Consider the following 13168-nt stretch of genomic DNA (forward strand, 5'->3'; position numbering starts at 1 on the left):
GCACGACGGGCTCAGGCGAGGGTGATGAGGTCGATGTAGTCGCGACCCCAGATGTCCTCGACGCCGTCGGGGAGGATGAGGACCCGCTCCGGGTTGAGCGACTGGACTGCTCCCTCGTCGTGCGAGACGAGCACGACCGCTCCCTCATAGTGCGCGAGTGCATCGAGGATCTCGAGGCGCGACGCCGGGTCGAGGTTGTTCGTGGGCTCGTCGAGCAGCAGCATGTTGGCCGACGACACCACGAGGGTGGCCAGCGACAGGCGCGTCTTCTCGCCGCCGGAGAGCACCCCCGCCGGCTTGAGCACGTCATCACCCGTGAACAGGAATGAGCCGAGCACCTTCCGTGCTTCGGTCGCCGTGATGTCGGGCGCCGCGGACATCATGTTGTCGAGCACCGACCGGCTGACGTCGAGGTTCTCGTGCTCCTGGGCGTAATAACCGATCTTCAGCCCGTGCCCCGGCTCGATGACACCGGTGTCCGCCTTGTCCACTCCGGCCAGGATCCGTAGGAGGGTCGTCTTGCCCGCGCCGTTGAGGCCGAGGACGACGACCTTGGAGCCGCGGTCGATCGCGAGGTCGACTCCGGCGAAGATCTCGAGCGACCCGTACGACTTCGAAAGGTTCTTGCCCATGAGCGGCGTCTTGCCGCAGGGTGCCGGCTTCGGGAACCGGAGTTTCGCGACCCGGTCTTCCTGACGCACGTCGTCGAGACCGGCGAGGAGCTTCTCGGCACGGGCGACCATCTGGTGGGCCGCGGCGGCCTTGCTCGCCTTCGCGCCGAATCGGGCGGCCTGCTGCTGGAGGGCGGTGGCCTTCTTCTCGGCGTTCGCCCGCTCCTTGCGGCGGCGTTCCTCGTCGGCCGCGCGCTGGCGCAGATAGTTCTTCCAGTTCATGTTGTAGACGTCGATCGCCTGGCGCATCGCGTCGAGGTAGAAGACGCGGTTCACCGTCTCGCCGACGAGCTCGATGTCGTGGCTGATGACGATGAGGCCGCCCTTGTATCCCTTGAGGAACTCGCGGAGCCACACGACGCTGTCGGCGTCGAGGTGGTTCGTCGGCTCGTCGAGGATCATCGTCTGGGCGTCGGAGAAGAGGATGCGGGCGAGCTCGATGCGTCGACGCTGACCACCCGACAGGGTCTTCAGGGGCTGATCGAGGATGCGGTCCGGCAGCGACAGGTTGTGGGCGATGGATGCCGCCTCGGCTTCAGCCGCGTACCCGCCGAGAGCTTCGAACCGCTCGGTGAGGTTGCCGTACTTCCGCATGGCGCGCTCGGCGACGGCGGCGTCCTCCGACGCCATGTCGTCCGCCGTCTCGCGCATGCCGATGACGAGGGACCCGAGCCCTCGTGCGTCGAGGATGCGGGTGCGCGCGAGCATCTCCGGGTCGCCGGTGCGGGGATCCTGCGGGAGGTACCCGAGCTCACCCGACTTGTCGACCTTGCCGTCCGCCGGCATCAGATCTCCCGCCAGGACCTTCGTGAGGGTGGTCTTGCCCGCGCCGTTACGGCCGACCAGGCCGATCTTGTCGCCGGGCGACACCCGGAAGGAGACGTCGGACATGAGCGTGCGAGCGCCAACGCGGATCTCGAGATCGTGCACGGCGAGCACAGCAGACGTCCGTTCTTCGTGGGGGGGGGATCGGCCGAGCGGCCAAACCCCCAGTATAGAACGCGCTCCCTGGGAGGCGGATCCCCGCAATCCCCGCGCAGCGGGCGTCGCGGTTTTCGCGAACCCCTGCGGTCGATGTAAGGTTAGGCGACCCTAAACTTCGATTTTGGAGCCCCTGTGCCTCGCATTCGCGCTGTCGCCGCTCTCGCGGCGGCATCCCTCCTCGTCCTCACCGGTTGCGCCACGAGCACCGCCCCCGAGGGCTCGACGCCCGCCGGTGGAACCGGTGATTCCGGCGCCTTCCCCGTCACGATCACGCACGCCTTCGGTACGACCGAGATCCCGGCAAAGCCGGAGCGCGTCGCGACCGTGTCGTGGGGCAACCAGGAGGCCGCCCTCGCTCTCGGCGTCGTGCCGGTCGGCATGCCCGCCGTCACGTGGGGCGACGATGACGGCGACGGCGTGCTCCCGTGGGTCGAGGCGAAGCTCGCCGAGATGGGCGCCGAGACGCCCACCCTCTTCGACGAGGCCGAGGGCATCGACTTCGAAGCCGTCGCCGACTCGAACCCCGATGTCATCCTCGCGGCGTACTCGGGCATGAACGAGGACGACTACAAAACCCTCAGCAAGATCGCCCCCGTCGTCGCGTACCCCGACGTCGCCTGGGGAACCACCTGGCAGGACCTCACCATCATCAACGGCACCGCCCTGGGGCTGAAGGACGAAGCCGAGGCGCTCGTCGAAGACCTGACGGGAACCCTCGGCGAGATGACGTCCGAGTACCCCGCCCTCGACGGCAAGACGTCGATGTTCAGCTCGTTCGACGCGACCGACCTCAGCCAGATCGGGTTCTACTCGCTCGAGGACCCCCGCGCACTCTTCCTCGAAGACCTGGGCCTGACCGCTCCGAAGGCCGTCGTGGATCAGTCCGAGACGTCATCGGAGTTCTGGATCACGAACAGCACCGAGGAGATCGAGCAGTTCGACGACCTCCAGCTGCTCGTCACCTACGGCGACGACACGACCGTCGACGCGATGAAGGCCGACCCGCTCCTCTCCCGCATCCCGGCCGTCCAGTCCGGCGCCGTCGTCGTCCTTCCGGCCTCGAACGCACCGCTCGCCGCCGCCGCGAACCCGAGCCCGCTCTCGATCACCGACCCGCTCACCGCGGAGTACATCGACGAGCTCGGCGCTGCTGCCGCCAAGATCGCCGAGTGATCAGGCCTCTCCCGAACCGGATGCCGTGACAACCGCACTCTCCACCGAGCCCGCCGCCGCGACCGCGTCTCCCCGACGCGACTCGCGGCGGCGCGTCGTGGCGCTCGGCGTCCTCGTGGTGCTCGTGATCATCGCGGCCGTCGTCTCGGTGACCTTCGGAACGCGATCGGTCGCACCGGCCGACATCATCGCCGGCCTGACGGGCGACATCGACTCGACGTCAGCGGCTGCGGTCGCTCGCAGAGTTCCCCGCACGATCCTCGCGCTCCTCGTCGGGGCCGCTCTCGCGATGGCGGGCACCGTCATGCAGGGGGTGACCCGCAATCCGCTCGCCGACCCGCAGATCCTCGGCATCAACGGCGGCGCGTCGCTCGCGGTGGTCATCGGCCTCGCCTTCTTCGGCGTGACGAGCGCCTTCGGCTACATCTGGCTGGCCATGCTCGGCGCTGCCGTCGCCGCGGTGTTCGTCTACACGATCGGCTCGCTCGGCCGGGGCGGCGCCAGCCCGTTGAAGCTGGCCCTCGCCGGAGCTGCGACCGCGGTCGCCTTCACGTCTCTGATCAGCGCGATCCTGCTCCCCCGCATCGACGTCATGAGCGTCTTCCGGTTCTGGCAGATCGGTGGCGTGGGCGGCGCGACGATCGACAAGATCATGCTCGTCCTCCCCTTCCTGGTCATCGGCGCCCTCATCTGCCTGGCCTCGAGCACGGCGCTCAACTCGCTCGCCCTGGGCGACGAGCTCGCCGCAGGACTCGGCGAACGCATCATGGTCGCCCGGCTGACCTCGGCCCTCGGCGCCGTCATCCTGTGCGGAGCAGCGACCGCCGTCGCGGGACCGATCGGATTCGTCGGCCTCATCGTCCCCCACGTCTGCCGTCTCATCGTGGGCCCGGACCACCGTTGGCTCCTCCCGGTCACGGCCCTCGTCGGCGCCGGGCTCCTGACGGTCGCCGATGTCGTCGGCCGGGTCATCGCCCGTCCCCAAGAGGTCGAGGTCGGCGTCGTGACCGCACTGATCGGCGCCCCCTTCTTCATCGCGATCGTCAGGCGTCAGAGGATGCGAGCGCTGTGACCGCCCTGATCCCGTCCGAGCGCACCGTCGCCGCCGTCGTCGCCGGCCGTCGTCGTCGCACCCGTCGGCGCGTCGCCGTGGTCGGCGGCCTCTCCCTGGGCCTGCTCGTGCTCTACGCGGTGTCGCTGATGGTGGGCCAGACCTTCTACACGCCGGCCGAGGTCTGGGGCGTCATCGTGGGACAGACCGTTCCCGGGGCGTCGTTCACCGTGGGCGAGCTCCGCCTCCCCCGGTCGACCGTGGCCCTGCTCACCGGCGTGTGCTTCGGGATGGGCGGTGCCGTCTTCCAGACCATGCTCCGCAACCCCCTCGCGAGCCCCGACATCATCGGCATCAACGCCGGCGCAAGTGCTGCCGCGGTGATCGGAATCGTCTTCCTGTCCCTCGGGGAGACCGCCGTGTCCCTCGTCGCCACCCTGGCGGCGCTGGTGACCGCACTCACCATCTACCTGCTGGCGTACAAGGACGGCGGCGCGGGTGCGCGGTTCATCCTGATCGGAATCGGCGTCGCAGCGATCTTCAACAGCGTCGTGGCCTACGTCCTCTCGCGCGCGGCCGAGTGGGACCTCCAGGCGGCGATGCGGTGGATCACCGGCAACCTCAACGGCAGCTCGTGGGATCAGGCAGCCCCGCTCGCCCTGGTGATGCTCATCGCCGTGCCCGCTCTCCTGTGGCTCACACGCGACCTCGAGCTGATGCGGCTGGGAGACGACGCTGCCGCCGGGCTCGGCGTCCCGGTCGAGCGGCGACGGGTCCTGCTCATCATCGCCGCCGTCGTCCTCCTCGCCTTCGCGACCGCCGCCGCAGGGCCGATCTCCTTCGTGGCGTTCCTCGCCGGCCCCATCGCCGCACGGATGCTGGGTCCCGTCGGATCGCCCGTCCTCGCGGCGGGCCTGTTCGGCGGCCTCCTCGTCCTGGCTGCGGACATCACCGGGCAGTACCTGCTCGGCATCCGCTTGCCCGTGGGCGTCGTGACCGGTGTCCTGGGCGCTCCATATCTCATCTTCCTGCTCATCCGCAGCAACCGCTCGGGAGGCTCGCTATGACCGCGAACCGCACGCTGAACGCCGTCGGGGTCCGCCTCGGATACGGCGACCGCATCATCGTCGACGACCTCGACCTGGAGGTCCCCGCCGGGCGCATCACCGCGATCGTGGGCGCCAACGCCTGCGGCAAATCCACGCTGCTGAAGTCGATGGCGCGCCTGCAGTCGCCGAAAGCCGGGCAGGTGCTGCTCGACGGCAAGGACATCCACCGTCTCCCGACGAAGCAGGTGGCGAGAGACCTCGGTCTCCTCCCCCAGTCGCCGATCGCCCCCGAGGGCATCGTGGTCTCCGACCTGGTCAGCCGGGGACGCACACCGCACCACGGCCCCCTCGCGCGATGGACGGCCGCAGACGACGCCGCCATCGCCGCCGCCCTCGAGGCGACCGACACCGTCGGGATCGCCGACCGCGCCGTCGATGAGCTCTCGGGGGGTCAGCGTCAGCGCGTCTGGATCGCAATGGCGCTCGCTCAGCAGACCGACGTGCTGCTGCTCGATGAGCCGACGACCTTCCTCGACGTCAGCCACCAGATCGACGTCCTCGACCTGCTCACCGATCTGAACAAGACCCGGGGCACGACGATCGTCATGGTCCTCCACGACCTCAACCTCGCGGCACGCTACGCCGACCACCTCGTCGCGATGGCGAACGGCCGCCTGTACGCTGCCGGGGACCCGAGCGAGGTCCTCACCGCCGACACCGTCCGGGACGTCTTCGGTATGGAGAACCGCGTGATCGCGGATCCCCTCACCGGGCGTCCCCTCGTCCTTCCCATCGGGCGCCACCACGTGCCCGCTGCGCCGACCCTCTGAATCCGGAGCCACACCCATGTCTGCCGCAACGATGAGCTTCTTCCGCGCCCCTGTCGCCGCCGTCACCGACGTGACCCCGAGCTTCCGTCGCTTCACCTTCCGCGACGACATGCTCGGCAGCTACGGCGATCCGGGATTCGACCAGCGGGTCAAGGTCCTCTTCCCGACCGCGACCGCCTCCCTCGACGCCATGCCGACCGGGGAGGACTGGTACGACCGGTGGCGCGAGATGCCCGATGAGACCCGTCCCGTCATGCGCACGTACACGACACGTGCAGTGCGCAGTGACGCCCGCGAAGTGGACATCGACATGGTCGCTCACGACGTCAGCGGACCGGCATCCGCGTGGATCGCGGAGGCCCGCGTCGGTGACGAAGTGCTGATCCTCGCTCCGACCACCGCCCACACCGGGGTGAACTACGGCATCGATTTCGTTCCTCCCGCGCACACCGACGCCATCCTCCTCGCCGGTGACGAGACGGCCGCTCCCGCGATCGCCCGCATCCTCGAGCAGCTCCCGCCCGATGCTCGCGGCACCGTCGTGCTCGAGGTGCCGCATCCGGGCGATGTCGCCTACCTGCCGACGCATCCCGGATTCGACCTCGTCACAGCTGCCCGTGGAGGTGAGCACGACCGGCATGCGCACCTGATCTCCGCAGTGGAGGCCGCTGCGCACCTTCTCGCGCCCGAGGGGATCGGCGCCGAGGTCGAGGAGATCGACGTCGACACCGACATTCTGTGGGAGGTCCCGCGGACGGCGAAGGGCGGCGCCGCGCTCAAGCGCGCTCCGCTGTACGCATGGCTGGCCGGCGAGGCATCCGCCATCAAGGCGCTCCGCCGTCACCTGGTCGGCGAGGTCGGGGTCGACCGCCGGGCCGTCGCCTTCATGGGCTACTGGCGACTGGGACGCGCGGAGAACTGATCCGTTGACGCCCGTGAGGCGTCTCCCCTCGCGAACCGCCCGATCCGCTCGACCGCCTCTCGCAGGATGTCGGGACTGCAGCCGAAATTGAGGCGCACGTGGCCCGCGCCTTCGGTGCCGAAGAACGGGCCATGATGGAGCGCGACGCCGGCGCCTTCGCGGATCGCGTCGGCCGGGTCGATTCCCCAGTCGTAGGCGGAGACGTCGATCCACGCGAGGAAGCCGGCATCCGGTATCCGATAGCGCGCGTGCGGCAGATGCTGCCCGAGCAGCTCGGCGAGCAGCCGCCGGTTGACGTCGAGCCTCGCGATCAGCCCGTCCAGCCACTCATCGGATTCCGGCGAGAACGCCGCGATGCTCGTGAGGGCGCCGAACAGTCCGGTACGCCACTCGACCTCCCACGGGAGCCCGCGGAGGACGGCGGCGTTGTCCTCGGTCGCCGCCACCATGATGGCGCACTTGAGCCCCGCGAGGTTGTACGCCTTCGACGCGCTCGTCACGGCGAGTCCGACCTGCGCGGCGTGACGGGAGACGCTGAGGAACGGCACGAACGGCGTCGCGGCTGCCGACAGCGGCCCGTGGATCTCGTCGCTGATCACGACCGCGCCGTGATGCGCCGCGATGTCCGCGAGGCGTTCGAGCTCTCCCCTGGTGTGGGAGGTGCCGGTCGGATTGTGCGGGTTGCAGAGCAGAAGCGCGCGCGCCCCCGATGCGAAGGCGGCGTCGATCCCATCGAGGTCGAGTCTCCAGGCCGTCCCCGTGTCGAGGAGCGGCACCTCCTCGACCACGGCCCCGGCTTCACGGACGGTGTCGAAGAACGGCGGGTAGACCGGCGGCGTCACGATGACCCGCTCCCCCGCCGCGACCGTCGCACGGAGGAGCTCCACGACGCCCATCATGACGTCGCCCGTCCACCGCAGGCGTTCGGGATCGATGTCCCATCGCCAGCGCCGAGCGGCGAAGCCGACGAATGCTTCCCCGACTCCCGGTTGCGGCGGCGTGTAACCGGTGTCGCCGATCTCAACCGCGTGGCGGAGTGCGGCGGTGATCGGCGGGGCGAGCGGGAAGTCCGTCTCCGCGACGAACATCGGAATGACATCGTCCGGATACGAACGCCACTTCGTGCTGGAGCGTTGCCGGAGGATCTCCCACGGGAGGGCGTCGAGCGGAGCTGCGGTCACCCGACCCACACTATGGATCGCGCCGACGGATGCCGCCTGCGTGACCTTCCGTGACGTACGGCGTCAGATGGCGAAGCCGAGCGCGCGCATCATGTCGCGTCCGTCATCGGTGATCTTCTCGGGACCCCACGGCGGCATCCACACCCAGTTGATGCGGAACCGGTCGACGACGTTGTCCAGTGCCTGACCGGTCTGCTCTTCGAGCACATCGGTCAGCGGGCACCCGGCAGACGTGAGCGTCATGTGGATCACCAGGGCGTCGTTCTCGTCATCCCAGCCGAGGTCGTAGATCAGGCCGAGATCGACGACATTGATCCCGAGCTCGGGATCCATGACGTCCTTCAGCGCTTCGGTGACCTCGTCGTACTTCTCCGGTGCAAGCGTCTCGGGCATGCGACGATCCTAGGCCTGGTCCGTGCCTGCGGGGGCGAGGAAACGGTCGTATCCCTCATCCTCGAGGCGGGCGGCCAGTTCGGGACCGCCCTCTTCCGCGACGCGGCCGTTCACGAGAACGTGGACGAAGTCGGGAGTGATGTAGCGGAGGATGCGCGTGTAGTGCGTGATCAGCAGCACGCCCATATCGGACTGCTCCTTCGCGCGGTTGACCCCCTCGGACACGATCTTCAGTGCGTCGACGTCGAGTCCCGAATCGGTCTCGTCGAGCACGGCGATCTTCGGCTGGAGAAGCTCGAGCTGAAGGATCTCGTGCCGCTTCTTCTCGCCGCCGGAGAAGCCCTCGTTCACATTGCGTGCCGCGAACTTCGGGTCCATGCGGAGGTTCTGCATCGCGGACTTGACGTCCTTCGTCCAGGCGCGGATCGACGGCGCCTGACCGTCGACGGCCGTCTTCGCGGTGCGGAGGAAGTTGGTGACCGTGATGCCGGGGATCTCGACCGGGTACTGCATCGCGAGGAACAGGCCCGCACGCGCCCGCTCGTCGACGGTCATCGCGAGGACGTCGTCACCGTCGAGGGTGATCGAGCCGCTCGTGACGGTGTACTTGGGGTGGCCGGCGATCGTGTAGGCCAGCGTCGACTTGCCGGAGCCGTTGGGGCCCATGATGGCGTGCGTCTCGCCGGTGCGGATGGTGAGCGTCACACCGTTGAGGATCGGCGTCTCACCGGCTTCGGTCTCGACCGTCACGTGCAGGTCGCGGATCTCGAGGACAGACATGTCAGTCTTCTTTCTTCAGTTCACTGCTTTGGTCACCGACGGGTCGATGAGAATGTCATCGCCGTCGATCGTGACCTCATAAACGGGCACCGGCTCGTAGGCCGGGAGGTTCAGGGGGCGTCCGGTGCGGAGCGAGAACGCGGAGCCGTGGGCCCAGCACTCCAGCGAGTCACCCTCGACGAATCCGTCGGCGAGCGAGATGTCGCCGTGGGTGCAGGTGTCTCCGATCGCGTGCACCTCGCCCTGGGCATCGAGGACGACGGCCATCGCCACGCCGCCGATCTCGACGCGCACAGCGGCATCCTGCGTGAGGTCGCTCATCTGGAGCACTTTCTGCGCGCTCACGAAGCCGCCCCGCTGGCGAGCTCGGCCTCGATGGCGGCGGTGAACTCCTCCTTGAGGGAGGGGATGCCGATCTTCTGGACGATCTCGGCGAGGAACCCGATCACGACGAGACGCCGTGCCTCATCCTCGGGGATGCCGCGCGCCTGCAGGTAGAAGAGCTGCTCGTCGTCGAAGCGACCCGTCGCACTCGCGTGACCGGCGCCGGCGATGTCGCCGGTCTCGATCTCGAGGTTCGGGATCGAATCCGCGCGTGCCCCGTCGGTGAGGACGAGGTTGCGGTTGGCCTCGTAGGAGTCGGTGCCGACGGCATCCGGTCCGATCAGCACGTCGCCGATCCAGACGCTACGGGCACTCTCGCCCTGCAGGGCGCCCTTGTAAAGGACGTCACCCTTCGTGTGGGGACCCTTGTGATGCAGGTACACCTGGCTCTCGAGGTGCTGTCCGGCATCGGCGAAAGCGAGGCCGTAGAGCTTGCCCTGCGCCCCCGATCCGGAGAGCTCGACCGACGGGTTCACCCGGACGACGCCGCCGCCGAGGCTCGCCACGATGTGCGTCAGGGTCGCGTCACGATCGACACGCGCCTGGTGCGCCGAGAGGTGCACGGCGTCGTCGTCCCAGCGCTGCACCGAGATGACAGTCAGGGACGCGCCGTCGCGGACGATGATCTCGACGTTCTGCGACTGCTCCGCGGTTCCCTCGTGACGGAGGACGACCGTGCCGCGCGAGTTCGGCTGCGCCTCGAGGACGACGTGCGCGTGCGCGACGCCGCCGCGACCGGTGAGCCGGATGTAGACCGGCTCGTCGAGCTCGACTCCTGCCGGGATGCTGACCAGCGGCGAGTCGGACTCCTGCTCCCAGGCGATCGCGCTCGGCAGATCCTCGGGCCGGAAGACCTCACCGCGCGGCGCTTCGCCCTTCGCCAGGCGGCGCTGCACGACCACGTCGGGAGCGATGACCTCGACGCCGATGACGTCGTGAGGAGCTTCCTCGTTGACCAGCAGCGACTTCACGCGGTCAACGGGGGTGTGCTTCCAGTTGACCTCGCGTCCGGTGGGGGTCGCGAAGTCGGCGGGGTCGAACGACCACGGCCGTCCGGATCGCGTCTGAATCGGCACCGGTGCGCGCCCGACGAGAGCGGATGCAGGGTCGATGTGGCCCTTCTCGTCGTCGACGGGGGCCTGTGTCGCAGTCGTCATCAGCCGACGGATCCTTCCATGCCCATCTCGATGAGCTTGTTGAGCTCGAGGGCGTACTCCATGGGCAGTTCGCGGGCGATCGGCTCGATGAAGCCACGGACGATCATCGCCATGGCCTCGTCTTCGGGCAGGCCACGGCTCATCAGGTAGAAGAGCTGCTCCTCGCTCACCTTGGAGACCGTCGCCTCATGCCCGAGCTGCACGTCGTCGACACGGATGTCGATCGCCGGGTAGGTGTCGGAGCGCGAGATCGTGTCGACGAGGAGCGCGTCGCAGCGAACCGTGTTGGCGGAGTGGTGAGCGTTCGCATCGACGCGCACTTCACCGCGGTAGCCCGCCCTTCCGCCGCCGCGAGCGATCGACTTCGAGACGATCGACGACTGCGTGTACGGCGCCATGTGGATCATCTTCGCGCCGGCGTCCTGGTGCTGACCGGGACCGGCGAAGGCGACCGAGAGCGTCTCGCCCTTGGCGTGCTCACCCATGAGGTAGATCGACGGGTACTTCATCGTGACCTTTGATCCGATGTTTCCGTCGACCCATTCCATCGTGGCGCCCTCGTGAGCGACCGCACGCTTGGTGACGAGGTTGTAGACGTTGTTCGACCAGTTCTGGATCGTTGTGTACCGAACGCGGGCGTTCTTCTTCACGATGATCTCGACAACGGCCGAGTGGAGCGAATCGCTCTTGTAGATCGGCGCCGTGCAGCCCTCGATGTAGTGGACGTAGCTGTCCTCGTCGGCGATGATCAGGGTCCGCTCGAACTGGCCCATGTTCTCGGTATTGATCCGGAAGTACGCCTGCAGCGGGATCTCGACGTGCACGCCCTTGGGGACGTAGACGAACGATCCACCCGACCACACCGCGGTGTTCAGCGCGGCGAACTTGTTGTCGCCGGCCGGGATCACCGTGCCGAAGTACTCGTCGAAGAACTCCGGGTGCTCACGGAGGGCCGTGTCGGTGTCCATGAAGATGACGCCCTGCTGCTCCAGGTCCTCGCGGATCTGGTGGTAGACGACCTCGGACTCGTACTGGGCCGCGACTCCCGCGACGAGGCGCTGGCGCTCAGCCTCGGGGATGCCGAGCTTCTCGTAGGTGTTGCGGATCTCCTCGGGGAGGTCCTCCCACGTCTGGGCCTGCTTCTCCGTGGAACGGACGAAGTACTTGATGTTGTCGAAGTCGATGCCGGAAAGGTCAGCGCCCCACGTCGGCATCGGCTTGCGGCCGAAGAGCTGGTAGCCCTTCAAGCGGGTCTTGAGCATCCACTCGGGTTCGTTCTTGAGGGCGGAGATCCCGCGGACGACGTCTTCGTTGATGCCTCGCTGCGCGACAGCGCCGGCGGCATCGGCATCGTGCCATCCGAATTCGTACACCCCCAGGCCTTCGAGCTCGGGACGGTCGATCAGCACATCCGACATGACATTTCCTCCTCATAGGCCCGGGCGGTGTCATCCGCTCCGACAATTCCGATCTCACGAGGAGTGCGTGAGGGGGTTGTCGCTGGCTGGGCCGCTTCCGGCACGTGACCGCGCCTAGAATTGTGATGCGAGCCGCGACCTGCGTCGCTCTCGCCTACCCCGCCATTCTACAGGCACAGCCACCCCTTGCGGCGTGCCGACCCCGCCCGGAGGCGACCCCCATGCTCATCACCGAGTCCCCCGTCGACTCACCGACCGCCGTGCGCGCGTCGCGCCTGCTCCGAGTCCTCGCATGGATGTCTTTCGTGGCGGAGACCCTCATCATCGCGACCGGCGGGGCAGTCCGGCTCACCGGATCGGGGCTCGGATGCCCGACCTGGCCCACATGTACTCCGGAGTCCCTCGTCGCGACGCCCGAGATGGGGATCCACGGGATCATCGAGTTCGGCAATCGCACCCTCACGGGGCTCGTCGGCATTCTCGCGCTGGCGGTCGTGGTGCTCGTCTGGCGCCTGCGCCGCACCCGGCGCGACCTCTTCGTCCTCAGCCTCGTGGTCCTCGGCGGCGTCGTCGCGCAGGCGCTCGTGGGCGGCGTCACGGTGCTCACCGGCCTGAACCCCTTCATCGTCGGATTCCACTACGTCGCCTCGCTCATCCTCGTGTGCGTCTGCGCCGCATTCCTGGTGCGCATGGACGAACCCGGCGGTCCGCGCACGCGCGTCGTGCCCGCCTGGTTCGCCGGTCTCACCCACCTCACAACGGCCGTCCTCGCCGTCACGATCGCCTTCGGCGTCCTCACCACCGGCGCCGGACCCCACTCGGGAGACGCCGCATCGGGCCGCAACGGCTTCGACGCCGAGTTCCTCGAGCACGTGCACGCGTGGCCGGGCTACATCCTCCTCGCCCTCACCGTCGCCCTCACCGTCATCGCCTGGACGCGTTCGCTGCGACCGCGTCAGTGGTTCGCCGCGCTCCTCGCCGTCGAGGTCGTGCAGATCGCCGTCGGCCTCTATCAGGCCCGCAACGGCCTTCCCGAACTCGCCGTCGGCATCCACATGGTCCTCGCAGCGCTGACCGCAGCTGCGATGACGGTCGTCATCCTGCGACTGAAGACCCCGGCGCGCATAGAGATCTCATAGGCCCAGCATCGGACTCGTCCGGGTCGACCCGGAACA

13 protein-coding genes are annotated in these 13168 nt (G+C 68.3%); 6 read left to right on the forward strand and 7 right to left on the reverse strand.

All coding sequences use genetic code 11. From position 1 onward, the window contains the following. Positions 1-11 precede the first annotated feature (11 nt). Complete coding sequence (locus tag ACJJV7_RS05250; protein ID WP_405372730.1) at positions 12-1610, reverse strand: ABC-F family ATP-binding cassette domain-containing protein; 1599 nt, start codon at positions 1608-1610, stop codon at positions 12-14. A gap of 177 nt (positions 1611-1787) precedes the next feature. On the opposite strand from ACJJV7_RS05250, the gene ACJJV7_RS05255 reads away from it, so the two are divergent. The 5 genes from ACJJV7_RS05255 to ACJJV7_RS05275 are packed head-to-tail and all read left to right on the forward strand — an operon-like array spanning position 1788 to position 6680. Continuing rightward, positions 1788-2828, forward strand: a complete 1041-nt coding sequence (locus tag ACJJV7_RS05255) for an iron-siderophore ABC transporter substrate-binding protein (RefSeq protein ID WP_405372729.1) — start codon at positions 1788-1790, stop codon at positions 2826-2828. Between the two features lie 25 nt (positions 2829-2853). Continuing rightward, the gene (locus tag ACJJV7_RS05260) at positions 2854-3900 is read left to right on the forward strand and encodes a FecCD family ABC transporter permease (RefSeq protein ID WP_405372728.1); all 1047 of its coding nucleotides are present in this window, start codon (positions 2854-2856) and stop codon (positions 3898-3900) included. Further along, positions 3897-4946, forward strand: a complete 1050-nt coding sequence (locus tag ACJJV7_RS05265) for a FecCD family ABC transporter permease (protein ID WP_405372727.1) — start codon at positions 3897-3899, stop codon at positions 4944-4946. The genes ACJJV7_RS05260 and ACJJV7_RS05265 overlap by 4 nt, the downstream gene beginning before the upstream one ends. After that, the gene (locus ACJJV7_RS05270) at positions 4943-5758 is read left to right on the forward strand and encodes an ABC transporter ATP-binding protein (protein WP_405372726.1); all 816 of its coding nucleotides are present in this window, start codon (positions 4943-4945) and stop codon (positions 5756-5758) included. Before ACJJV7_RS05265 ends, ACJJV7_RS05270 begins: the two co-directional genes overlap by 4 nt. A 16-nt stretch (positions 5759-5774) precedes the next feature. Continuing rightward, on the forward strand, positions 5775-6680 hold the full coding sequence (locus ACJJV7_RS05275; protein WP_405372725.1) for a siderophore-interacting protein: 906 nt from the start codon (positions 5775-5777) through the stop codon (positions 6678-6680). Here the strand turns inward: ACJJV7_RS05275 and ACJJV7_RS05280 are convergent. From ACJJV7_RS05280 to sufB, 6 genes are all read right to left on the reverse strand, one after another. Then, positions 6650-7861 (reverse strand): MalY/PatB family protein, encoded by a 1212-nt coding sequence (locus ACJJV7_RS05280; protein WP_405372724.1) that lies wholly within the window; start codon positions 7859-7861, stop codon positions 6650-6652. The genes ACJJV7_RS05275 and ACJJV7_RS05280 overlap by 31 nt on opposite strands. A 63-nt stretch (positions 7862-7924) precedes the next feature. Beyond that, a complete protein-coding gene (locus ACJJV7_RS05285; protein ID WP_405372723.1) occupies positions 7925-8254 on the reverse strand; it encodes a metal-sulfur cluster assembly factor in 330 nt (109 codons plus the stop codon). Between the two features lie 9 nt (positions 8255-8263). Further along, the gene (gene sufC / locus ACJJV7_RS05290) at positions 8264-9034 is read right to left on the reverse strand and encodes a Fe-S cluster assembly ATPase SufC (RefSeq protein ID WP_405372722.1); all 771 of its coding nucleotides are present in this window, start codon (positions 9032-9034) and stop codon (positions 8264-8266) included. Between the two features lie 15 nt (positions 9035-9049). Next, a complete protein-coding gene (locus ACJJV7_RS05295) occupies positions 9050-9379 on the reverse strand; it encodes a non-heme iron oxygenase ferredoxin subunit (RefSeq protein WP_405372721.1) in 330 nt (109 codons plus the stop codon). Then, positions 9376-10575 carry a Fe-S cluster assembly protein SufD gene (gene sufD, locus ACJJV7_RS05300; protein ID WP_405372720.1) on the reverse strand — a complete coding sequence of 400 codons (1200 nt, stop codon included), beginning with the start codon at positions 10573-10575 and terminating at the stop codon, positions 9376-9378. Before sufD ends, ACJJV7_RS05295 begins: the two co-directional genes overlap by 4 nt. Continuing rightward, positions 10575-11993, reverse strand: coding sequence for a Fe-S cluster assembly protein SufB (gene sufB / locus ACJJV7_RS05305; protein ID WP_405372719.1), 1419 nt, complete (start codon positions 11991-11993; stop codon positions 10575-10577). The genes sufD and sufB overlap by 1 nt, the downstream gene beginning before the upstream one ends. Before the next feature lie 221 nt (positions 11994-12214). Here sufB and ACJJV7_RS05310 point away from each other — a divergent pair, with 221 nt between their 5' ends. Continuing rightward, entirely contained in the window at positions 12215-13132 is a 918-nt protein-coding gene (locus tag ACJJV7_RS05310; RefSeq protein WP_405372718.1) for a COX15/CtaA family protein, read from the forward strand. The last annotated feature ends 36 nt before the right edge of the window (positions 13133-13168 follow it).

Source organism: Microbacterium sp. Ld4 (assembly GCF_045066555.1).
GTDB lineage: Bacteria > Actinomycetota > Actinomycetes > Actinomycetales > Microbacteriaceae > Microbacterium.